Source organism: Janthinobacterium sp. (assembly GCF_031995485.1).
Taxonomy (GTDB): Bacteria; Pseudomonadota; Gammaproteobacteria; order Burkholderiales; family Burkholderiaceae_D; genus Janthinobacterium.
On sequence record NZ_DAMAGB010000047.1, the window covers coordinates 35989 to 59035 of the forward strand.

At 64.4% G+C, this 23047-nt stretch carries 20 protein-coding genes; 8 read left to right on the forward strand and 12 right to left on the reverse strand.

The features are described 5' to 3' along the window. Nucleotides 1-27 precede the first annotated feature (27 nt). The gene (locus tag RTQ46_RS21900) at nt 28-225 is read left to right on the forward strand and encodes a hypothetical protein (protein ID WP_312439702.1); all 198 of its coding nucleotides are present in this window, start codon (nt 28-30) and stop codon (nt 223-225) included. A gap of 6 nt (nt 226-231) precedes the next feature. Here the strand turns inward: RTQ46_RS21900 and RTQ46_RS21905 are convergent, their stop codons facing one another. Both RTQ46_RS21905 and RTQ46_RS21910 read right to left on the reverse strand, forming a co-directional pair. Continuing rightward, nucleotides 232-861 carry an Hpt domain-containing protein gene (locus RTQ46_RS21905; RefSeq protein WP_312439703.1) on the reverse strand — a complete coding sequence of 210 codons (630 nt, stop codon included), beginning with the start codon at nt 859-861 and terminating at the stop codon, nt 232-234. 102 nt (nt 862-963) lie between these two features. Continuing rightward, complete coding sequence (locus tag RTQ46_RS21910; protein ID WP_312439704.1) at nt 964-1932, reverse strand: CAP domain-containing protein; 969 nt, start codon at nt 1930-1932, stop codon at nt 964-966. 221 nt (nt 1933-2153) lie between these two features. Between RTQ46_RS21910 and pssA the strand changes: the two genes are divergently transcribed. Continuing rightward, a complete protein-coding gene (gene pssA / locus RTQ46_RS21915; RefSeq protein WP_312439720.1) occupies nt 2154-2924 on the forward strand; it encodes a CDP-diacylglycerol--serine O-phosphatidyltransferase in 771 nt (256 codons plus the stop codon). On the opposite strand, the gene RTQ46_RS21920 is transcribed toward pssA, so the two are convergent. From RTQ46_RS21920 to RTQ46_RS21965, 10 genes are all read right to left on the reverse strand, one after another. Next, complete coding sequence (locus RTQ46_RS21920) at nt 2921-3847, reverse strand: aldo/keto reductase (protein ID WP_312439705.1); 927 nt, start codon at nt 3845-3847, stop codon at nt 2921-2923. The two genes, pssA and RTQ46_RS21920, sit on opposite strands and share 4 nt — an antisense overlap. Before the next feature lie 107 nt (nt 3848-3954). Next, complete coding sequence (locus tag RTQ46_RS21925) at nt 3955-5100, reverse strand: D-alanyl-D-alanine carboxypeptidase family protein (protein WP_312439706.1); 1146 nt, start codon at nt 5098-5100, stop codon at nt 3955-3957. Nucleotides 5101-5214: 114 nt separating this feature from the next. Next, on the reverse strand, nt 5215-5868 hold the full coding sequence (locus RTQ46_RS21930) for a serine aminopeptidase domain-containing protein (protein WP_312439707.1): 654 nt from the start codon (nt 5866-5868) through the stop codon (nt 5215-5217). Between the two features lie 46 nt (nt 5869-5914). After that, nucleotides 5915-6232, reverse strand: a complete 318-nt coding sequence (locus tag RTQ46_RS21935; RefSeq protein WP_312439708.1) for a (2Fe-2S) ferredoxin domain-containing protein — start codon at nt 6230-6232, stop codon at nt 5915-5917. Between the two features lie 40 nt (nt 6233-6272). Then, nucleotides 6273-7472, reverse strand: a complete 1200-nt coding sequence (locus RTQ46_RS21940; protein WP_312439709.1) for a VanZ family protein — start codon at nt 7470-7472, stop codon at nt 6273-6275. Then, the gene (locus RTQ46_RS21945; RefSeq protein WP_312439710.1) at nt 7469-8101 is read right to left on the reverse strand and encodes an ABC-type transport auxiliary lipoprotein family protein; all 633 of its coding nucleotides are present in this window, start codon (nt 8099-8101) and stop codon (nt 7469-7471) included. Before RTQ46_RS21945 ends, RTQ46_RS21940 begins: the two co-directional genes overlap by 4 nt. Nucleotides 8102-8112: 11 nt before the next feature. Further along, on the reverse strand, nt 8113-9072 hold the full coding sequence (locus RTQ46_RS21950; protein ID WP_312439711.1) for an MlaD family protein: 960 nt from the start codon (nt 9070-9072) through the stop codon (nt 8113-8115). Next, on the reverse strand, nt 9072-9971 hold the full coding sequence (locus RTQ46_RS21955; RefSeq protein ID WP_312439712.1) for an ATP-binding cassette domain-containing protein: 900 nt from the start codon (nt 9969-9971) through the stop codon (nt 9072-9074). The genes RTQ46_RS21950 and RTQ46_RS21955 overlap by 1 nt, the downstream gene beginning before the upstream one ends. Beyond that, nucleotides 9971-11104 carry an ABC transporter permease gene (locus RTQ46_RS21960; protein ID WP_312439713.1) on the reverse strand — a complete coding sequence of 378 codons (1134 nt, stop codon included), beginning with the start codon at nt 11102-11104 and terminating at the stop codon, nt 9971-9973. The genes RTQ46_RS21955 and RTQ46_RS21960 overlap by 1 nt, the downstream gene beginning before the upstream one ends. Nucleotides 11105-11184: 80 nt before the next feature. Further along, nucleotides 11185-12702, reverse strand: coding sequence for a DUF4080 domain-containing protein (locus RTQ46_RS21965; protein ID WP_312439714.1), 1518 nt, complete (start codon nt 12700-12702; stop codon nt 11185-11187). A 130-nt stretch (nt 12703-12832) separates the two neighbouring features. Here RTQ46_RS21965 and RTQ46_RS21970 point away from each other — a divergent pair, with 130 nt between their 5' ends. Genes RTQ46_RS21970 through RTQ46_RS21995 form a run of 6 tightly spaced genes read left to right on the forward strand, consistent with a single transcriptional unit; the run spans nt 12833 to nt 22903 of the window. Further along, nucleotides 12833-14458 (forward strand): DUF2138 family protein, encoded by a 1626-nt coding sequence (locus tag RTQ46_RS21970; protein ID WP_312439715.1) that lies wholly within the window; start codon nt 12833-12835, stop codon nt 14456-14458. Further along, nucleotides 14455-15129, forward strand: a complete 675-nt coding sequence (locus tag RTQ46_RS21975) for a DUF1175 domain-containing protein (protein ID WP_409518363.1) — start codon at nt 14455-14457, stop codon at nt 15127-15129. The genes RTQ46_RS21970 and RTQ46_RS21975 overlap by 4 nt, the downstream gene beginning before the upstream one ends. Beyond that, nucleotides 15126-19673 (forward strand): alpha-2-macroglobulin, encoded by a 4548-nt coding sequence (locus tag RTQ46_RS21980; protein ID WP_312439716.1) that lies wholly within the window; start codon nt 15126-15128, stop codon nt 19671-19673. The genes RTQ46_RS21975 and RTQ46_RS21980 overlap by 4 nt, the downstream gene beginning before the upstream one ends. Beyond that, nucleotides 19673-21349 (forward strand): DUF2300 domain-containing protein, encoded by a 1677-nt coding sequence (locus RTQ46_RS21985; protein WP_312439717.1) that lies wholly within the window; start codon nt 19673-19675, stop codon nt 21347-21349. Before RTQ46_RS21980 ends, RTQ46_RS21985 begins: the two co-directional genes overlap by 1 nt. After that, nucleotides 21346-22146 carry a DUF2135 domain-containing protein gene (locus tag RTQ46_RS21990; RefSeq protein ID WP_312439718.1) on the forward strand — a complete coding sequence of 267 codons (801 nt, stop codon included), beginning with the start codon at nt 21346-21348 and terminating at the stop codon, nt 22144-22146. Before RTQ46_RS21985 ends, RTQ46_RS21990 begins: the two co-directional genes overlap by 4 nt. 4 nt (nt 22147-22150) lie before the next feature. Then, a complete protein-coding gene (locus RTQ46_RS21995) occupies nt 22151-22903 on the forward strand; it encodes a DUF2135 domain-containing protein (protein ID WP_312439719.1) in 753 nt (250 codons plus the stop codon). Nucleotides 22904-23047: the final 144 nt, after the last annotated feature.

Below are 23047 nucleotides of genomic sequence, written 5' to 3' on the forward strand. Positions count from 1 at the left end.
TTAGTGCAATCAGGAAAGGAGGCCGGCATGGACCGCAAACCGCTGCAAGCTCCGCGGGAAGAAATCGAGACGACGCGCCTGGCACCCACGCCTTTGCATCTGGCCACCATGCTGCCGCCCAAGGGCGCTTGCTGGTATTGCGACAAGCCGCTCGATGCGGTGCGGCGTTTCTGCTGCAAGAGCTGCGGCGAGGCGTATGCGGAAGAGGCGCAGTTCAGCCGCTGACAGGGCTTATCGCCGGCGCAGCAGAGCTTCCAGCGCGCTTTCAAAATCGAATTCATGCGCGGCGGCGGCCACTTCCTGGTAGACATGGACGCCCAGGCTGGCGGCCAGCAGGCTGGCCGAGTTTTCCAGGATATCGATGGCGGCGCCATCGCCTTCGCGCAAATGGCTGGCCAGGCGCGCCAGCAACAGCTGGATGGCGGGCGCGGCCGGGTCGGGCGCCACATCCTGCGCCGCCGTCTGGCTTTCCTCCAGCGTACCGAGCTGGCTGCTGATGGCGCCCAGCAATTGATCCTGCGCCAGTTCCAGCTGCTGCACCTGTTGCGCCAGGTCGGGCGCCTGGGCGCGCAGCGCCATCTCCAGGGCGCTGGCCAGGCCATGGACCTGGACCGCGCCGATCATGCCGGCGGCGCCCTTGAGCGTGTGGGTGCGCAGGCGCGCGCCGGCATAGTCGCCGGCAGCGAATTCGGCGTGGATCTGGCACGGTGTGGCGCCGTGGTCGTGCAGGAAGCGGCGCAGGATTTTCAGGTACAGGGGGCGGTCGCCCATGATGCGGCCCAGGCCGCTCTCGACATCGAGTAGGCGGGCCGTGTCGGATGCGGTGGCGGCATCGTCGCCAGTGGCTGGTGGTGTCATCATGCCTGTCTGCCGGGAGCGAAAGCGGGTCGATTGCAAAAAACAGATGCCGCCATTTTACATCCTGCCATCGCCCCGGTTGGCCCTTATTCCCTGATCTCTTGATCAGCGTGTCGTGAATGACCAGCTGCGTGTGATGTTGGCGCCGTTCAGCCGGCCGCTGAAGCTGACGTCATAGGTGGTGTTGGCCGTCAATGGCGCCAGCGGAATGATGGCGGCGCCGGCGGCCGGCGTCTGGGTGTCGGTGGCGTGCTCCAGCAGCCGCACCGTCAGGTCGCTGGTGGCGCCGCGCTGGCGTACCGTAAATGCCGTCACGCCGAGCATGTCGTAGATATTGGCATGCACGCTGATCGGATAGCCGACGATATCCTGGTTCGGTACCGGATCGGGCTCTTCGTTATCGCTGGAAAAACTGGTGGCCACCTTGAGCTGGCCGCTGACCGGGTAGGTAGCGAGTTGCCCGGCCGCCAGGCCCGGACCATAGCCATTGTTGGCGGCAAAGTCGGCCGTGAAGTAGGCATAGCCGTTGGCGCCCATGGCCGCGCCGGCGCCCGCTTCCTTGAAGACCGGTTCAAAGATGGCAAAGCGGTGATAGATGGCGGTAATCAATTCTTCCGCCAGGTAAAAGCCGGAATTGTTGGCCGCACCAGCAATCACTTCGCCATAGGCATAGGAATTGGATCGGTTCAGGGTGTAGCCTGCCTTGACGAAGCGGTCCGCCAGCGTGGTGCCCGTGAAACCGGTTTTGCCGGCAACCTGGTCGTGCGAGACGGTGCTGTTGGCTTTCAGGTAGTCGGAATGGCCCTGGGCCGCCGTGTCGATCAGGCTGTTGCGGGTCAGGGCGGCCAGGCCGACCTGGCTGCGCCGGTAATTGATCCAGTTGTAGCCATCGGTGGCGATATTGCCCGTCATCGACGGCGCGCCGGTCTCCTGTATCAGTTGCGGCCCCGGCGTGGCCGTCGATACCGTGGAGCTGCCGCTGTCGCCGCCACCGCCGCCACCGCAGGCAGCAAGCAGGACCGCAATCAACAGTGCGGGAACAAGGGATTTGCTATGCTGGAACGAGGCGATCAAGCTGACTCCTGTATGAACGAGAAAGAAACTGCCGAGATGGCTGGAATTGGCGCCTGTGAACTGATTCTAAGGTATTTTTGCGGCGCGCAGAAAAGAGAAGTGCAGTCGTGTGCAGCTTGTTGCGCAGGGTAGAATGGACGCATTGTTTTATTCGCCATGTCACTGTTTTTCCACCGATTTTTTTGATTGCCCCTAATTTGACTACCTTGCCCAAGTCGCGCCTGCAGCGCGCCAAGTACGCCTTGCCCAGTATGGTGACTTTGTTGTCGATAGCCTGTGGCTTCGCCAGCATCGTCATTTCGGTCGACAACGCCGGTACGGGCGACCCGGCCGACTACCGCCTGGCGGCCGCGCTGCTGGTACTGGCCGGCGTGTTCGATGCGCTCGACGGCTACGTGGCGCGCCTGACGGGCACCGGCTCCGACTTCGGCATGCAGCTCGACTCGATCGCCGACGTGATGAATTTCGGCTGCGCGCCGGCCGTGCTGCTGTACTGCTACGGCTTCGTGCAGATGGGCGTGCACGATCCGCTGCTGCTGCGCTTTGGCGGCATGGCCAGTTTCTTCTTTGTTGCCTGCGGCGCCATGCGCCTGGCGCGCTTCAATGTGAACGTGGGCAGGACCGACCCGATGTATTTTGTCGGCATGCCGATCACCGCCGGCGCCGCCTGCGTGGCGGCCGTGGTGGTGGCCTGGCCGGCGCCGATCGACAGCCAGCTGCACAGCTATCTGCTGATGCTGCTGCTGGTCGGCGTGGGCAGCCTGATGGTGTCGACCCTGCGCTTCCCCAGCTCCAAGCAGAAGAAAAGCCTGGCTCTGCTGCTGGTGGTGGCGGTGGCCGTCGGCATGCTGGTGTGGCTGAAGACCAGTTTCTTTGCCTTCTTCTTTGCCGTGTATATCGCCGTCACCCTGGCGCTGAATCTGGCGTGGCACCTGGGCTGGCGCGGGATTGCTCTGCCTGAAGTATTCAACGACCCCGACGAAATCGATTAAGCCACTTCATGCCCTCTTGCCGCGCGCAGGATGGCAAACCAGTCGCTGCGGCTGAGCGTGAACTGCGTGCCTTCCACGGCCACGCCCACCGCCTCGATGCGGCCGGTGCCCGTCAGCGGCAGCGGCTTGCATGGCACCTGCATGATCCAGGCAAACACCACGCTGGCGAATGGTCGCTGCAGTTCGTCGGCAATATCCTTGATCACATTGCGCAAATTTTCCACATTCGCGTCGCCGCCCTGGAACAGCCGGCCGCCGGCCAGCGGCGACCAGGCCATCGGCGCAATGCCCAGGTCCTGCAGGCCATCGAAGGTTTCATCGAACACGGGCTGTGTGTGCAGCGGCGAGAATTCGACCTGGTTGGTGGCCAGCGGAAAGCGCCGGTGCAGTGACTCGAACTGGTGGCGGCTGAAGTTCGACACGCCAAAGTGCAGTACCTTGCCCGCAGTTTTCAGCTCGCTGAACGCACTGGCGATCTCGTCGAAATCCATCAGCGGATCGGGGCGGTGGATCAGCAGCAGGTCGAGCCGGTCGGTGCGCAACTGGCGCAGCGACTGCTCGACCGAGCTGGTGATATGGGCCGCGCTGGTATCGTAGTGCTGGATGGCATGGCCGGGCCGGTGCGGCGAAAGCAGCTTGATGCCGCATTTGCTGACCAGCTCCATTTTGTCGCGCAGCCCCGGCTGCAGCGCCAGCGCTTCGCCGAACAGGCCTTCGGCGCTGTAGTCGCCATAGATGTCCGCATGGTCGAAACTGGTCACGCCCAGCGCCATGCACTGCTCGATGAACGCCAGGCGCTGCTGCGCCGACATATTCCATTCGCCGATGCGCCACATGCCGGCCACGATGCGCGACAGTTCCAGTCCATTCGGTGAGAGGCGGCTGCGCGGGGCTTGCAGGCTGGCGGGAAAAACATGGGTCATGGGCTGGCTTTCCGAGAGTGGCGACTGGCTGATCTGAAAGATTATAGCCTTGCGCAAGGCAAAAAAAAGCCCGCATTGCGGCGGGCTGTTTGTTATTGCGTTACTGCTTATTTCATCCACAAACGCATCGAATCCCAGGCGCGGCCAAAGATCGAGGCTTCGGTGATCGGTTCGAGCGCGACCACTGGCAGTTCCAGCAGGGTCTTGCCGTCCACCACCATTTTCAGCTTGCCGACCGCGGCGTTCTGCGGCAGCGGTGCCACCAGCGGATCCTTGCGTTCCAGCACCGGCTTCATCTTGGCGGCCGTGCCTTTCGGTACGGTGACCAGCACGTCGTTGGCAAAGCCGATTTTTACCGTGCTCTTCGAGCCTTTCCACACTTCCGGCGTGGCCACGGCCTGGCCTTTCGAGTACAGCTTGACGGTGTCGAAGTTCTGGAAGCCCCAGTTCAGCAGCTTCTGGCTTTCCTGCGTACGGGCCTGGTCGGAGGTGGTGCCCAGCACTACCGAGATCAGGCGGCGCTCGCCGGAGCCGCCCGGGCGGCGTGCCGAGGCGATCATGCAGTAGCCGGCCGCTTCCGTGTGGCCGGTTTTCATGCCGTCGACGGTCGGGTCCAGCCACAGCAGGCGGTTGCGGTTAGGCTGGGTGATCTTGTTGTACGTAAAGCTCTTGATCGAATCGATTTTATAGAATTCCGGATAGTCGGCGATCACGCGCTTGGCCAGCACGGACAGGTCTTGCGCCGTGGAATAGTTTTCAGGGCTGGGCAGGCCGTGCGGATTGGCAAAATGCGTATTTTTCAAGCCCATGCGCTGCGCTTCGCGGTTCATCAGCACGACAAACGTGCCTTCATCGCCGGCCACGGCTTCGGCCAGCGCGACGGCGGCGTCGTTACCCGATTGAATCATCAGGCCATGCAGCAGGTCATCGATCGACACCGGAGTAGCCGGGTCGATGAACATTTTCGAGCTGCTGGCGTCCACTTTCCACGCGCGCGTGGAGACATTCACTTTCTGGTCCAGCGCCAGTTTCTTTTCGCGGATGGCGGCAAACGTCAGGTAGGCCGTCATGATCTTGGTGAGCGAGGCCGGTTCGATGCGCGCATCCGGATCCTGCGAGGCAATGATCTGGCCGCTGGTGGCGTCGAGCAGCAGCCAGGACTTGGCGGCGATGGTCGGGGCCGGAACGGTCTGCGCAAAGGCGGCGGATAGGAAAAATACACTGGAGGCCAGTGCCGCTAAAAGTTTTTTCATGGAGGCTGGTCTGCGAAAAAAGGTGAAGGCTGAGGGCCATGCTGTTGTTGATGACATGGCCGCGTGGAAAAAACGGATCAATTATAGCCGTGGAAGCAGCAGTAAGCCCACACTTCAAGGCTCATCTGCTGCAATTGCCGGCTTGTCACCATGCCACAAGGCAATCACCAGCTGCTTGATGTGATTGAGCTTGCGGTGGAAAAAGTGGTCGGCGCCGGGAATCACGATGACGGGAATATCCTGCGGCCGCGCCCAGTCGAACACGGCGGACAGGGGAATCGTGTCGTCGAGTTCACCGTGGATCAGGATGGTGTCGGCTGGAATGTCGGCCATCGCCCATTTGCCAGCCGCGCTGCCGATCAGCGCCAGACGCTCGGCCGGCTCGCCGGCGGCAGTCAAGCGTTCATTGAGTTTCGACTGCACATAGGTGCCGAACGAGAAGCCGGACAGCGCCACCGGCAGGCCCGGATACAGGCTGCGCATGTGCTCATACAACAATTGCATGTCGTCCGTTTCGCCAGCGCCATGGTCGTGCACGCCTTCCGAGGCGCCCACGCCGCGAAAGTTGATGCGCGCCACCACATAGCCGAGCGCGACAAACGCGCGCGCCAGGGTTTGCGTGACCTTGTTGTCCATCGTGCCGCCGTACAGCGGGTGCGGATGGGCCACCAAGGCGATGCCGCGTGGCGTGTCGGCCGGGTAGTCGAGCAGGCCTTCCATGCTGCCGGCATGGCCGGCCAGGGTGAATTTTTCGGAATTTCGGTTCATCAGGCTCATACTGGTGCTTCTCTCTTAATTGTCTCTTAAGTTGGCGTCAAATCTTCAGGCGCTCGACGACTTTCCCGCCGACCAGGTGGGTATCGATAATGTCATCGATATCGCTGTTGTCGACATAGGTGTACCAGGTGCCTTCCGGGTAGATGACCAGCACGGGGCCTTCTTCGCAGCGGTCCAGGCAGCCGGCCTGGTTGATGCGGATCTTGCCTGCGCCACTCATGCCCAGGTCCTTGATGCGGCGCTTGCAATGTTTTTGCGCTTTGTCGGCGCCGTGGTCGCCGCAGCTGTTGCGGCCGTCTTCACGTTTGTTCATGCAGAAAAAAACGTGGCGTTCAAAATAGGGGGCGTCGCTCATTTCCGTACTCCTGCGGTTGGTCTGTGCGCCATGATAACGCTTATGGATGGTCTTCGCGCCGCTGTCGCTGCAGTTCTTCCTGGCGGTTCAGCTTGTGCGACGGCAGCCACAGGAACCATAGCGCGATGAACGGCCACAGCAGGGCCAGGAACTGGGCCGCGCCATTGAAGTTGAGGAACTTGCCTTGCACCCAGCCTTGCAGGGTGGACATGAAGTAGGGGTTGATCGGCGTGATATTCACGATCACCAGGCTCAGCAGCAGTGTCGCCACCGCGATGCGGCGCTGCGCCACATGCGGTGCAAACGCCAGTCCGCCCAGCATGATGATGGCGATCAGGAAGCCGCCCTGCGCCCCCGGCGTGATCCACACGAACGCATTCTGCGGCGAAAACAGCAGCGCGCTGGCCATGGCCCGCATGAGCAGCGCGGTGACGATCAGGGCGATTACCAGCATGGCGCGCGGCGCGGCGCGGCGCAGCAGGCACAGCAGGGCCAATGCGGCGCCCGTCATGCCGCAGGCCGTAATGATGGTTTCCGACAGCCAGTATTGTTCGACCGTCAGCACGGTATCGGGCCGCAGGTAGGACGCCAGGTCAATTTCCATGCCCATCAGCGTCGACATCCAGTCCGACAGGATGGGCAGCAGCTGGCCCAGGCCGAACAGATAGCCTTGCGGATAGATCTGCGCCAGCGGCCACAGCGCGACCAGCACCAGGCCCTGGCTCGCATGCTGGACGAACCAGCGCTGGCGCAAGCGCAGCAGCCGGCTGCGGTCGAGCAGCCAGCGCGCCGACAGCGCGCCGATAATGGCGCCGACGCAGCAGCCGGCCGAGTTGGTATAGAAATCGAGGTTCGAGGACACGCGGCTGGGCAGGTAGGTCTGCACCGCTTCCATGCTGCCGGAAATAAACATGCCGCACAGCGTGGCGAGCAGCACCGCCAGGAAGCAGGTCACGCGCGGAAACAGGGAATACACGATCAGCGTGCCGAGCGGAATATAGCCGACGATATTGACGCCCACGTCGAAACCGGTCCAGTAGCGCGGCATCTTGGTGTTTTCAAGAAACGTCAGCGGCGACAAGCCATTGCTGTGCCAGCCCGTAAACGGGAACCAGCTGGCGTAGACGATCAGGAACACATAGGCCAGCAGCGCCGCGCGCGAAACAGGCGACGAGCGCCGGGGCGCAGGTGGATGCGGTGGCGCCGCCTGCGGATGGGCGTGGGCTGCGGCCGGTGTCATTCTTTCGGGATGGTCAGCGTGCCCAGCCAGGCCAGCAGGTCGGCGGCGATGGCGTCCGAGGCCGAGGCCAGCGCCTGGGCGCCGCCTTGCGCATCGGCGCTGCCGGCCCGGCTGTTGCGGCTGAAGGTTTTCTGGTCGACCAGCACATGGCCGCGGAACAGCGAGGCGCGCAAGGTCACTTGACCGCTGCTTTGCTTCTCGGTATCGAAGTTCTGCGAGAAATCATCGACATCGATGCGCAGCAGCGGTATGCCGGCGGCTGCATCGGTGGTCGCCAGCACCTTGATGCCGCCCTGGGCGATGCGGGTTTTCAGGCGCTGGCTCAGCAGCTGCAGCGGCGGCGTGTTCCAGCGGTTGTAGGCATACGGGCGCGATTGCTGCGCATCGGCATACAGCAGGCGGTAATACATGCGCTGGTTATCCAGCCATGACGGGCCATTGGCGTCGGCGATCACCAGCACCGGCAGCGCCGGCGCGGCGGCTGGCGCCACGGCGGCAACCGGCGAGGCCGGCGGGCCGAAGTCATAATAGGTCGGCAGCGGGCCGCGGCTGGCGCAGCCGCCCAGCAGCAGCGCTGTTGCCAGGGTGACTACGCCGGCGCCGGTGCGTGAAGTTGCAGAAAAAGTCATCTAGGATCTCCTTATTTGCCGGGCGACGAAAAGCCGGGCTCGCCCGGGCCGGGCGGAATGTCGGGGTTGCCGAACAAGATGCTTTGCGGCTGCTCGTTCAGCGTGCTCATGGTGTTTTTCAGGGCGCGCATCGACGAGCGCGCTTCGCCGCTCAGTTCGATCACTTGCGGCAGCACTTCCAGCGACACGCCATCGGCCACCGTTTCCACCGAGCGGCCCACGCGCGCCACCGTGCCGTTGACATTGTCGAGCACGCCACCGGGCGCTTGCAGGTCATTGCCCAGTTTCTTCCAGGTCAGCGACAGTTCCGTCACGTTATCGCCCGCACCCTTGATGGCGGCGATGCTCTTGCGCGTCTCGTCCGTCAGCTGCGGCAATTGCTGCAGCGTCGGCTGCAGCTGCTTCGGAATCTCGCCGAAGGCCTTGGCCGTCTTGCCCACTTCCGTAAAGGCGGCCAGCATGGCTTCCTGGTTGTCGGGACTGAGCAGGTTGTTGACTTTATTGGTGATCTGTTCGGCCTGGTCGAGGATGCGCTTGCCGCGTTTTTCCAGCTGGTCCAGCAGGCCGGCGCGCAGCGGAATCTGCGATGGCCGCTCCTTGCTGGTGCCCAACAGTTTCGAACCCACGCTTTCATCGTCGAGCTGGATGTAGGCAATGCCCGTCACGCCCTGGTAGCCCAGGGTGGCAAAAGTGGTGCTGGTGACCGGAGTGTCGGGCGCGACGCTGATATGCACCAGGATCTGGCCGGCTTTTTGCGTATCGAAATCGATCGCGTCGACCTTGCCCACTTCCAGGCCGCGGTAGCGCACGGCCGCCTGCGGATTGAGGCCCGGCACCGACAGGGTGGTGGCCAGCAGGTAGGGCACGCGCTCGACGCGGTCGCGGTTGAACCAGATGCCGAACAGAATCGCGGCAATCAAGAGGGCCAGTGTAAAGAAGCCCGTCAGCAGGGCATGTGATCTGTTTTCCATTAATTCTCCGCTTTCTTGTCAGTGCCGGGGGCAGGTTCCGGCGGCGCCTCGGCGGCCTGTTTTTCATCGAGGACGGCCAGCGCGCGCTTGCCGCGGTCGCCCAGGAAGAATTGTTTGATGAACGGGTGATCGACTTCGATGACTTCGCGCGTGGTGCCCAGCGCGATCACATGCTTTTCCGCCAGCACGGCAATGCGCGTGGACAGGGCAAACAGGGTGTCGAGGTCGTGCGTGACCATCACCACCGTCAGCCCCAGCTCGCGGTGCAGCGACTGGATCAGGGTAACAAAACTTTCCGACAAATCCGGGTCCAGGCCGGCCGTGGGCTCGTCGAGAAATAACAGCTTCGGTTCCAGCGCCAGGGCGCGCGCCAGCGCCACGCGCTTGATCATGCCGCCCGACAGGTCCGACGGCATTTTCATCGCATGTTCCGGCCCCAGCCCCACCATGTTCATTTTCAGCAGCACGGCATCGCGGATCAGTTCCTCGGGCAGCACGCGCAGTTCGCGCATCGGCTGGGCCACGTTGTCGAACACGGTCAGCGCCGAATACAGCGCGCCTTGCTGGAACAGCATGCCCCAGTGGTTGCGCAACTGCTGCAGATGGTCGCGGTCGGCCTTGTTGATGTCTTCGCCAAACACTTTGACGCAGCCGCGCGACGGATGTTCCAGGCCCAGCATCTGGCGCAGCAGCACCGTTTTGCCGGTGCCCGAGCCGCCGACGATGGACAGGATCTCGCCCCGTTCGATTTCCAGGTTCAGGTCCTGGTGCACCACCGTGCGGCCGAACTTGGTCCACAGATTGGTGATTTCCACCACCGGGGTGTCGCCGTGGAAATCGAGCTTGCTTTCATTCTCGCCGTCTTTCTCCTTCACGGCGCAGCTGCTGTCTTCACTCATCAGTAGCCCACTCCATTAAAGACGATGGCAAACACGGCGTCGGCCAGGATCACCACGGTAATGGCGGTGACCACGGCGGTGGTGGTGCCGCGCCCCAGGCTTTCCGTATTGGCCTTGATGCGCAGGCCGAAGTGGCACGACACCAGCGCTATCAGCATGCCGAACACCACGCCTTTGCCCAGGCCGATCATGTAGTTGGCGAGCGGCACGGCATCGGGCAGCTTCTGGATAAAGTAGCGCGCCGACAGGTTCAGTTCCATCTTGGCCGCCACCATGCCGCCGATCAGCGCGGCCGTGTCGGTCCAGATCACCAGCAGCGGCATCGAGATGGCCAGTGCCAGCACTTTCGGCATGATCAGGCGGAAACCGTGCGAGATGCCCATCACCAGCATGGCGTCGAGTTCCTCGGTGACGCGCATCACGCCCAGCTGGGCCGTGATGGACGAACCCGAGCGGCCCGCCACCAGGATCGCCGCCAGCAGCGGCCCCAGTTCGCGGATCACGCTCATGCCCAGGAGGTTGACCAGGTATATGTCGCCGCCGAAGTTGCGCAGCTGCTGCGCCGACAGGTAGGAGAGCACCACGCCGATCAAAAACCCCACCAGCGCCGTGATGCCCAGCGCCTGGAAGCCGGCATGGAAAATATTGGCGGAAATTTCGCGCCACGGCCCGCGCAGCGGATGGCGCAGGAAGCGCCCCATGTCCTGCGTGACCTGGCCGATCAGGGCAATAAAGCCTTTCAGATGTTCAAAAAACACCAGGATCGCCATGCCCAGCTTCATCACGGGCGTCAGGCGGTTGGCGCGCGACTGCGCAATTTTCAGCGGGCCGGTTTCTTCGATGCGCTTGAAAAATTCTTCCTGGGCTGGCGCCAGCGTCAGCTGCGCCGGGCGCTGCCTGCCCCATGCATTCCAGAACAGCTGGGCGCCGATATGGTCCATGCTGTCGATCGCCGACAGGTCCCAGCTGACATTCGCATCATCCTTGAGCGGCTTGAGCTGGGCGTTGATGGCCTTGATCGCATTGTCTTGCGCCAGTGCGTGCACCTGCCAGGTGCCGCTGGCAGCGACAGTAGCTCCCTGTTGGGAGCTGGCGTCGGAGAGGGTCAGTTTCGGCGATTGTACAGTCGGCATCGCGCCAGTTTAAGGGAGAATGGCAAAGACTGCCACAGATGTTCCATTCCTCATCAGTTCGCTATGTGGCCTGGCTCGCTCTAGGACGCCAAATGACGGGCCTGGCGTTGCGGCAATGCCGCCAGTGGCGGTGCTTTCGCCGCTTTCGGCGGTTCGGCCGGGTGGCCATGCGTCGCCGCTTTGGCGCCGCCCGCATAGTCGCTGGCCACCAGCGCGTTGGCTTCAACGGCGCTCATGCCGCGCGTCTGCAGCCATTGCGCCACCAGTTTGGCCAGCTTTTCCATCGCGATGCGGTGCGTGGCGTCCGTGTTCGCATACAGCCAGTTCGAAAAATCCATGAAGTTTTCGAACGGCGCGTCGCCCAGCATCCATTGCACCGTATTGGCGAAGCGGCCCGAGTTGGCCACCAGGTCCCAGTAGCGGGCAAAGCGCACCAGGCGCTGCATGCTCATGAAGTCCAGGTGCTTGTTGGCCAGGATGGTGTAGGGCGGATGCGGGTCGAACACCATGCCGAATTCTTCCGTGTGGCGGATGATCGGCGTGCCGCGCAGCCGCTTCAGGATGCCGAACTGGATCTCGTGCGGCTTCAGGGCCACTAATTTATTGAAGCCGGCCGCAAAGCTGGCTTCATCTTCGCCGGGCAGGCCGGCGATCAGGTCCACGTGCAGGTGGGCGTTCGATTCTTCGCACAGCCAGCGGATATTGTCGGCCGCCTTCTGGTTGTCCTGGCGGCGGCTGACCAGCGCCTGCACCTCCGGGTTGAAACTCTGGATGCCGATCTCGAACTGCAGCGCGCCGGGCGGAAACTTGCTGATGCCCTCTTTCAGTGCATCGGGCAGGTGGTCGGGCACCAGCTCGAAGTGGGCATAGATCGGATCGTCCGGATTGGCCTCGATTTTATCGAGGAAGAACTGCATGATCTTCAGGCTGGTCTTGATATTGAGGTTGAAGGTGCGGTCGACGAACTTGAACAGGCGCGCGCCGCGCGCATGCAGCGACTCCATCTCGGCCAAAAAATTCTCGAGCGCGAACGGCCAGGCCGTCTTGTCCAGCGCGGACAGGCAGAACTCGCACTTGAACGGGCAGCCGCGCGACGCTTCCACGTACAGCGTGCGATTTTTGATGTCGTCGTCTGTATACAAGGAGTAGGGCGTTTGCAGCTCGGCCAGCGGCGCCTGCACGCCGGCGTGAATCTTCATCAGCGGTTTCGGGCCGTTCAGGATCTCGCCGCACAGCTTGGGGAAGGTGACGTCGCCCCAGCCCGTGATCAGGTAGTCGGCCAGCCGGACGATTTCCTGCTCGCCCGCTTCGTGCGACACCTCGGGCCCGCCCAGCACGATGATTACTTCGGGCGCCACGCGCTTGAGCATGGCCACCAGCTTGGTCGTCTCTTCAACGTTCCAGATATACACGCCAAAACCGATGATGCGCGGCTGGTTGACGAGGATGCGTTCGACCAGTTCCGTGGTTTTCGCGCCGATCACGAATTCCTGCAGCCGCGTCTGCGCCTGCAGCGGTCCCATGTTGGCCAGCAGGTAGCGCAGCCCCAGCGAAGCGTGGGTATAGCGGGCGTTCAGGGTGGTGAGCAGGATGGTCATGGCGGCAGCTGGAATCGGCGAAACCGCTATTTTACGCTGTCGTGTCAGCGGTGCGCTGCGGCGCCAAATGCCATGTTACCATTTATCAATAATTACCAACTTGGCAATGCTACGGTAAAGAGGATACAACGTGCTGGCTAAAAAAGCATTCAGTAAAAAAGTCCTGTTCGGCTCCCTGGCCGCAGTGGCGGTGGTGGCCGCGGCGCTGGTCAGCTACCGCGTCTTCGGCTGGGGTGCGATGGGCCCCGTCAACAGCCTGAAGCTGGATTTATCCAGGCCCGATGCGCTGGTCAGGACGAAAAGCCTGTCCACCCTGCCGCGCGACCTGCTGACGGTGCCGCTGGCGCGCGACGTGCTGCGCGAGGAATTCCTGTTCTATTACGAGCAAAGCGAAGACCGGCTGGGCCTGAAGGGCAGCCTGCGCCGCATCGCCTATGAACACCAACTGGGCTGGGGCGACCAGCTGCTGCGCATGGTGCTGGACCAGCCGGCCGAAGTGGCCCTGTGGCGCGATGCCGACGGCTCGCTCAAGCACTTTGCGATCGCCGTCTCGCGCAACCAGCTGACGCGGTTGCTGGAAGAGGTGGGCAAGGTCGCCCTGAAGGATACGCAGATGAGCGTGGCCGGCAGGCTGCGCGTCGATGGCGACACGGTACCGGTCTATGCATTGAACTATGCCTGGCGGCGCACCCTGCTGTTTGCCGCACATGGCCAGCGCCTGGTGATCCTGTCCCATCCCGGCATGCTGTACGGCGGCGAGGAGAACAAGGATGGCGATGGCACGGCCGAGAAAACCGTGGCCAGCCTGCTGGCGCCGCAGGCGGACAAGCAGAATATCTTTCACCCGCAGTTCCATCTCGACCAGGCCGCACCCGACGGCCACAGCATCGCCGTCAAGGCGGATTTCCTGTCGTTCGGCTACCAGCCGTTCTTCGGCGCGCTCGAAGCGCTGCGCTTCGATTTTCAGAAAGGGGCATGGCAGTCAACAGTGCTGCTCAATGCCGACAAGCTGAAAAAGGACGGCAAGGATGGCAAGGGCGGCTATGACAGCAGCGCCCTGTGGCCGGTGCTGCCGCATAGTCCCAGCGCCTGTTTCAGCGTGCCGGTGGACTGGAACGCCCTGGCGCCCGTGCTCAAGCGCCTGGGCAGCAAGACCTCGGAGCCGGTGGTGCCGCTGGCCGGCCACCTGCAAGGGCCGGCCGCCGCCTGCTGGTATGGCAATTCACGCCTGCATACGCCCGTGTTTGTCGCCACGCGCAGCGCCCAGGCCGGCGACGACGCACTGTACGGCAGCCTGTTCGAAGCGGCCATCGGCGGCAAGGACCCGGTGCGCAAGACGGCCGGCAAGGATGGCGCAGTGCGCTGGGAGCGCAGCATTGCGACCTCGCTGGGCCAGGCCACGCCGGCGCTGGCGGTGGTGGGCAACACGGTGGTGTTCTCGGCCGACAGCAAGCTGGTGGACCAGGTGCTGGCGGTGCGCCGCAAGCAGGCGCCGGCAGCCAGCGACCTGCTGCCCGATGGCGCCCGCACCATCGGCCTGATCGCGCCGGCCTCGCTGGCCAAACTGATCCAGTTCGAGGCGTTCGACACGCTGCCGGCCAATAACGAGCCGGTGCTGCGCGCGGCGGCCAATGAACACCTGGTGCCGCGCCTGGACGCGCTGAAAAAATATCCGCCGCTGCGCATGGTGCTCACACAGCAGCCAGCCAGCGGCACCGCCTGGGTACCGCTGGAATGGCAGGAGGCGGCGCGATGACAGTGGTCACTGCGCGCCGTGCCGCCTTGCGCCTGCTGGCCGGCTGCGCTGCGATGGCGGCCGTACCAGGTGCATGGGCCCTGCGTATGCCCGCCGAGGAGCAGGTGCGGCTGTCGCAGGCGCAAAGCCGCGCCTTCCAGGCCTGGATGCTGCGCATCGTCAATGCCCAGATCGAACGGGGACCATCGCCGCGCTGGACCCATCGCGATTGCGCCGGCCTGGTGCGCTTTGCCGTCAACGAAGCGCTCACCGTGCACGACGCGCGCTGGCTGCATGCGAACGGCATCGCCAGCGACCGGCGCCTGCCGCCCGAGCTGGAGCTCGATCCGAACCAGGCGGCCTTGCGCAACCGCTGGGTGCAAACGGGCGGCACCGTGGGCCACTTCGTCACGGCGCTGGCGCTGGTGCAGCACAACAGCCGCTTTGTCGCCCGCGAGATCAGCCAGGCGCTGCCTGGCGACCTGCTGTTTTTCGACCAGGGCGACGAACAGCATCTGATGGTCTGGATGGGGGCGCGCATCGCCTACCACACCGGCACCGTCACCCCCGACGACAATGGTCTGCGGACCGTCGATATCAAACAACTCACGACCTGGAAGGACACGCGGTGGCAACCTGTGCCCAACAATCCCAATTTCGCCGGGGTATACCGGCTGGCGTTTTTATCATGAAGCTGCTTTTTGCGAGTTTGCTGGCGTTCGTGCTCATGGGCGGCGCCTCGGCGCAGGAGCGCCAGCCGAGCAACTACACCACCTTCAAGGGCGAACCCTTCTTCCTGCTGTCGGACGCCACGTACGGCAGCGGCGACGAAGCGCGCGTGCGCCTGGAAGTGCCGGGCCGCGACATGGGGCGCATGAACCTGGAAGCGTATTCCGGCGCCGATATCGTGGTCTACCGCGTGCCCGAACCGATGGAGTTCCTGAAAAAGCAGCGCAATCTGCACCGCATCCAGGTCGAGGGCAATTACCAGGGCGAGGGCCTGGCCAATACGCTGAGCTTTTTGTGGGACAGCTGGTGGAAGCAGTCGCGCCTGGTCTGGCGCCGCTTGTTCTCGGGCGAGGCGCGCCGCGCGGTGACGAAAGAGCAGCCGCAGCTGGCCACCAATGACGCGATCCGCCGTCCGACCGTGTTTGCCAACCATCCGCAGTACAAGCCGATCAAGGGCATGGAGCTGGTCGACAGCTTCCGCTATCCGCTGTGGCAGGCGAAAGCGATCGAGCCGCCGAAAGGCGTCAAGCTCGATGGCTCCAGCAGCGACTTCATCGTCGCCGGCGCCGGCAACGTGATGATCCCGCTCGGCAAACGCAAGCCCGGCCTGTACCTGATCGAAGCGATCATCGGCGAGCACCGCGCCACCACGCTGGTGTTCGTGTCCGACACGATGGCGGTGACCAAGGTGTCGTCCGGCCAGATGCTGGTGTGGACCGCGCGGCGCGACAACAGCGCGGCCGTCGCTGGCGCCAGCGTGGTCTGGACCGACGGCACCGGCGTGCTGCAGTCGGCCGCCACCGGCGCCGATGGCGTGGCCTCGATGGAGCGCGGCAGCCCGGAGCACACCTATGTGCTGGGCGAGGACCGCGCTGGCGGCGTGTTCGTGTCCGAGAATTTTTATTACGACAGCGAGATCTACAACACCAAGATCTATGCGGTGACCGACCGGCCCCTGTACCGGCCCGGCGATGAAGTCAACGTGAAGTTTTTGGGCCGCGAATTTACTTCCGCACGCGACTCGCAGGCGGCCGGCGCGGCGCCCATCAGCCTGACGGTACTCAATCCGAACGGCACGCCGCTGCTGACGCAAACGCTGCAACTGTCCGGCGAGACGGGCGCCGAAACGCGCTTCCGCCTGCCTGCGGAAGCGACGGCCGGCGGCTACGAGCTGCGCTTCAACTACAAGGATGGCGTGTATGGCGCGGCCTTCCGCGTGGCCGAATACGTCAAGCCGCACTTTGAAATCAATGTGCAGCCAGCGAAACCCGAGTTCAAGACGGGCGAAGAAATCAAGGGCAGCATCGCGCTGCGCTACCCCGATGGCAAGCCGGTCAAAAACGCGAAGATGACCTTGTCGCTGCGCAGCCAGCAAAACACCATGGTCGAAGGCGAGCTGCGTTACAGCGGCCTGTTCCCGGTGGCGCTGAAGACCGAGGAAGTCACCAGCGATGGCAGCGGCAACGTGAATTTCACGCTGCCGGCCGCCACCGATCCGTCGCGCTACATCCTGACGGTGCTGGCCACCGATGGCGCGGCCTACCGCGTCAAGGCCACGCGCGAGCTGATGATCGAACGCTCGATCACTACCTACCAGCTGAAGGCCACGCGCCAGTTTTCCGATCCGAACCAGTCCGTGCATTTCGACCTGGTGGCGAACGGCCAGGGCACTACCAGGCCGGTGCGCTGGGAGATGGTGCAGCTGGAAAAACAGACCAAGACCGATGGCGCGTTCGATCCGAACGCCAAGGGCTGGGACGTGACGTTCCCCGCATCGGGTTCCTACCAGCTGGCGCTGCGCGACGAGCGCGGCAACCTGCTGGCCGCCGCCAGCCACTGGGTGACCGGTGACGGCGTGCAGGCCACGCCGGGCAGCATCGAGATCGTGCTGGACCGCGCCCGCTATCGTCCGGGCGATACCGCCGAGGCGCTGATCACGTTCTCCGACAAGGTCGACCAGGCGCTGTTCACGCTGGAGCGCGACAAGGTGGAGCACCATGGCCTGATGGCCGGCGGCGCCGACTGGTACCAGGCGAAGCGCGTGGCAGCGCGGCAGTGGCGCGTGCGCATTCCGGTGAAAGAAGAGCATGGTCCGAACATGACGTTCTCGGTGGCGTACACGCGCAATGGCGACTTCGTGTTCGAGAACGCCGGCCTGCAGGTGATCGAGCCTCGCATCGCGCTGCAGTTCAAGACCGACAAGGAGGTCTACCAGCCCGGCGAAAAGGTAACGCTCGACGTGAAGGCGTCGCTCGATGGCAAGCCTCTGAGCACGCTGGTGGCGCTGGGCGTGGTCGATGAAATGATCTATGTGCTGCAGCCGGAAATCGCGCCCGAAATCGGCGACTTCTTCTACCATCCGCGCCGCAACAACGTGCGCACCACGGCCAGCCTGTCGTTCATCAGCTACGACATGGCGCAGGGCCGCACCGCCGGCGCGCCGGCCCGCCACAACTACAACGAGCGTGGCGTCAAGGTGCTGGAACGCCCGCGCCGCGACAATATCGATACCGCGTACTGGGCGCCGTCGCTCAGGACCGATGCGGCTGGCAATGCGCGCGTGACCTTCACCATGCCCGACGCGCTGACGCGCTGGAGGATTACCGGCCGCGCGATGGACGACCAGGGGCGCGTGGGCCAGCGCACCGGCTATCTGCGCTCCGATAAAAACTTCTATGCCAAGTGGACCGCGCCCGACTGGATGCGCACCGGCGACGCGCCGCGCGCCTCGGTGGCCGTGTTCAACCAGACCGGCACCGAGCAGGCGCTGGACCTCACGCTGTCCGGCGGCGCAGGCGGCACCCCGGCAAGGACGGAAAAACTGTCGGCCAGGCCGGGCGTGAACTACGTCGAGTTTCCGCTCGCTGCTGGCGCTGCAGGGCCGCTGCGGCTGGAACTGAAACAGAACGGCAAGCTGGTCGATGCTTTGGACACCGCCATGCAGACGCTGCCCGCCGCCTGGAGCAGCCCGCGCTCGCTGGTGCTGCCGTTGGATGGCGCCGCCGGCGAGATTGCGCTCAAGCTGCCGGCGGACGCGCGCAATATCCGCGTCTCGTTTGCGCAGGGCGCGGCCAGCCACTTCGCGCGTATCGCCGACGACCTGATCGACTACCCGTATGGCTGCGTCGAGCAGACGGCCAGCCGCCTGATTCCGTTGTCACTGGCGATACAAAGCCTGGGGCCGGATGCCGGCGTGCCGCACGAACGCCTGCAGGCGATGCTGACCGCGCAGCGTTTGCGCCTGGTGTCGATGGCAGGTCCCAACGCCGTTTTCGGCTGGTGGGGCAACGCCACCGCTGGCAACGCGCTGATGACGGCGTACGCCTATTACGCCGACTGGTATGCCTCGCGCGCGCTGCGCATCGAGCTGCCGCCCGAGCACTGGAACAAGCTGCTGGCCGTGTACAGCGAACATGGCCGCAAGGACTCGCTGACCGACCGTGCGCTGGTGCTGTGGATGGCGCGCGAGATGGGCCTGCCGACGCAGACGCTGGCTTCGGGACTGGTCGATGACAGCGCAATCGCCACGCTGGGCGGCAAGCCGCGCCAGCCTGGCGATACTGGCAGCCTGCTGCTGGGCGGCGCCGATGATCGCGAGTCGCAGGCCATGAGCCTGGGTCTGGTGGCGCTGGTCGCCGGCCAGAACGGCATCGCCTTGCCGCATGGGCTGCAGCTGCAGGTGGCCAGTGCATGGCAGGTCTTGCGCGAGTCGAAAGCGCCGGTGGCGCAGGCAGTGCTGATGCTGGCCGGCGAAGTGCCGGCGACGCAGGCCGATGCGGTGCTGGCCGGCGTGCGCGCAGAAATGCCGACCCTGGACCGCGCCATGACCTTGCTGTGGGTGCAGAAGAAACTGGGCGGCGCTTCGTTCGGCACTGCGCCCGCCGTCACGCTCGACGGAGCATGGAAAAAGCATGAGAGTGCCAGCCGTCAGGCAGTCTGGCGCTGGACTGACGCGAAAGCCGTGCCGGACCGCTTGCGCCTCGCTGCGACGGCCGCGCCGGCAGGCACGGTGGCGGTGGTGCAGTACGACAGCCGCGCCGCCGAAGCGCAGGCGCTGCCGGTCACCGTCGAACGGCGCATCCTGCGCATGAAGGCGGGCAAGGGCGGCTATACCACGGAGCTGGTCAAGCCGGGCGAGGCGCTGAGCACGGACGCGCTGTACCTGGATGAAATCACGCTGAAGCCCGCGCCGGGAACGAAGCACCGTTTCGGCCTGCTGGAAGTGGCGCTGCCGCCTGGTGCAATGGTCGAATCGACCACCTGGGGCATGGTGATGGCGGGCGACAAGCCGGCCGCGCTGGAACGCGCGCGCCATACCGAGCTGCGCGACGGTTACGCAGTGCCGGTCGAGCCTTTGGAAGGCGACGTCACCGTGCGCCATCTGATCCGCTTTGCACAGAAGGGCAGTTACGTACTGCCGCCGGCGCGCTTCTACCGTATGTACCAGCCGGAGCAGAAAGCGTTCGAAGGCGGCGGCAAGACCATGCGCGCGCTGAAGGTCGAGTAATGCTGCGACGTGCCTCCATCGCTGCGCTGCTGGCCATGCTGGTGGCCGTGCCATCTGGCGCGGCCTCGCTCGATGTGGCGTGGTGGCGTGGCGACCAGATCGAAGTACGCCAGCTGCGCCAGGGTGGCGCCGCGCCGCCACCGTTCGACGGCGCACGGCAGGTGCCGCTGGCCAGCCTGTGGAAGCTGTTCGTGTATGTGTATGCAACCGATAGCAAGGTGGCCATGCCGGACTACCGCTGCGGCGGGCGCGATCCGGAAGAAGTGTATTGCTGCGACGCCGGCCAGAGCATCGGCCACGACGCGGCGCTGGCGCAATCGTGCGGCCTGTTCTTTTCTCCCAAACGCCTGATGATCACGGCAGCGCCCTGGCGCAAGTACTGGACCGGCCGCCTGGGTGCCGCGCCGGCAGGCGAGTTTGCCTGGCTGTCTGATCCCTCGCGGCTGGCGCCGGAGCGCATGGTGCGCCTGGACAGCCTGCTGCGCGCACTGGACAGCATCCCGTCCGCCAGCCGCCTCGACGCCGAAGCGGCGCTGCTGCGGGTGGTGCTGGACGGACGCGGCGCCGGCACGGCCCGCTGGTTCGGCGGCCAGTTGCGCGTCAAGACCTACTCCTGGCAGCAGGACAGAAAGCGCATCGGTGGCGCGGCCGGCTGGCTGGCCGACGGCACGCCGGTCTGGTTTGGCGGCGCCGGCGGCAGCAGCAATGTGTTCGAGCAGTGGGCGCCGCGCCTGGCCGCCAGCCTGCCGCCGCTGCGCGCGGTGGAAGACAGCGGCTGCGTGGTGGTCGATTATTTCAAGCGCTATCCGATCCGCAGCGTGCGTGGCGAGCAGGGCGCGGCGCCGGTGGGAACCATGAATGGCCGCTATCACGTGCAGTTTCAAAACGGCCAGAACCTGGCCTTGCGCAGCAACGGCGAAATGATGCTGTCGAAGGACGCCGGTGGCCAGATACAGCTGCGCGGCCGCTTCGGCATCAATGAATATGTGGCGCGCGTGCTCGACCGCGAGGCCAGCGCCACCGAGCCGGAAGCGGCCAAGGCGCTGGCAATTGCCGCGCGCACCTATCTGCAGCAGAATGCGGTGGCCGTGGCCGGTTGCCAGCAGATTGCCGACAGCAGCGCCACCCAGCGCGTCAGTCCCAGCCCGGCCACGCCGGCGGCGCTGGCGATCGCGCGCTGGACCGACCAGCTGATTGTCGATGGCGTGACGGTGCGTTATCACAGCGACCGGCCATCGGACAACACGCTGGCGTGGACGCGCGCGGTACAGCTGGCAAAACAGGGCAAACGATACGATGAAGTGCTGGCCGACGCCTATCCGGGCGGCGCGCTGGCCACCGTCGGCAACAGCGGCGCGCGCTGCCAGCGGCTGGACGCCAACGAAGCGTGGCTGGCAAGCGCCGTGCCGCGCTGGCAGCGCGTGCTGCTGCGCGAGGCCGGTTATGAAGTGCCGGCGCAGGCGCCGCTGATCTGCGCCTTGTCAGTTGGCGCGCCGTATTCCGAGCAATCGCGCAACCGCATCTTCATGCGTCCGATCGCCACGCGCGAAGACCGCATCACGCTGGCCCATGAATACCTGCATCTGGGCCTGCGCAATCATCCGCGCGGCCAGGACGAGGACTATGTCGAGCAGCTGGCGCGCCGGCTGGTCGACCTGAACCTGGAGGCGATATGAAGTTATTCGTCCTGATATCGGGCGCAATGGCACTGGCGCTGGCCGGACCGGCAGGCGCGCAAGCGGGCGACAAGAGCATGTCCACGCCCGTCGGCGGCTGGAACCGCGCGGGACTGACCGACCGTTCGCAGGAACTGGCGGTCAACTATCCGTATTCGCTGGTCGACCGCGGCGCGCAGAGCGGCCGGCGCATGATCCGCGGCGAGCTTGCCAGGGCGGGCAAGGAGCGCGGCGTCCACAAGCTGGTGGTCAATGGCAATCCGACGCCGCTGTATACCGATAACGATGGCCGCTATGCGCGCGCCTATTCCTTCGGTTCCGGCTCGAACAGCATCGAAATCCGCTCGCCCGATGGCAAGCCGGTCAAGCGCGTGCAGTTTTACGAGGCGGACCGCAGTCGGCCGCAGCCCGTGATCCGCGTCATCGCCGCGTGGGACGACAGCCAGGCCGAAGTCGACCTGCACGTGGTCACGCCCGACGGCCAGCATGCATTCTGGGCGCATCCGACCCTGACCAACGGCGGCGGCCTCGATGCCGACACCGTCGATGGGCCGGGGCCGGAAAACTTCATGATGACCTCGCCCATGCGCGGGCTGTACCAGGTGTGGATCAATTACTGGGGCAATTTCAGCGGCGATGGCTATCACTTTGACGAGAACACGCGCCAGCGGCCCGTCATTACCAGCCGCATTACGCTGGTGTTCAATGAAAACACGGCGCGCGAGCGGCGCAAGGAATTTGTCGTGCCCCTGCGCGGTATCGGCGAGCTTACGCTGGTCAAGACCTTCAAGTATTGAGACGATGAAAACACTGCTGATCCCCCTGTTGTTACTGCCATTGTGGGCGCAGGCCCAGGTCACCATCGATGCGCCCAAAGGCGGCTGGCGCAATTCGGCCGGCGCGCAAGAGGAATATACGCAGGAGGTCAATTATCCGGCTTCGTCGGTCAACCTGCAGCCGGGCCAGGGAGAAACGGCGCAGATACGGGGCCGCATCGCGGGCGCCGTCAAGGGCAAGCCGGCCACGCTGGTGGTCAATGGCGTGGCGATGCCGATGGAAGTGGGCGAGAACGGCGCCTACGGTCGCCCGTATGGTTTCGGCAGCGGCTCGAACAGCGTGGAAGTGCGCTCGCCGGACGGCAGGAGCCGCGCGCGCACCCAGTTCGTCGACAGCTACCAGGGCAAGACCCAGGCGCGCCTGCGCGTGGTGCTGTCGTGGGACAGCGCTGGCACCGACCTCGACCTGCATGTGGTCACGCCCGACGGCGGCCACGCCTGGTACGGCAATCGCGTGCTGAAGGATGGCGGCGCGCTGGACGTGGACGTGACCACCGGCTATGGCCCGGAAATCTTTTCCAGCGCCGCGCCCGTGAAGGGCAACTATCACGTGTATGTCAATTACTACGGCAGCGGCGAGAACAGCTCCGTGCTGACGGTGGCCCGCCTGTCGATCATTACCAACGAAGGCACGCCGCGTGAACGAATGCAAAGCTTCCAGGTGCCGATGCGGGCCGCCGGCGAGCTGACGTTGGTGAAATCGTTCGTGCTGCCGTAAATGTCGCCAAATGGCCCTTGCGCAGCCGCATTGGCTTGGCTATAATTCGCCCCCTCGCTGAACGATGCATGCAAATGCAGAGTGAAGCGGAGGAAAAAAGAAGGTTGACGAAATGCTGAAAAAGCTTCATACTCTTCCTTCTTC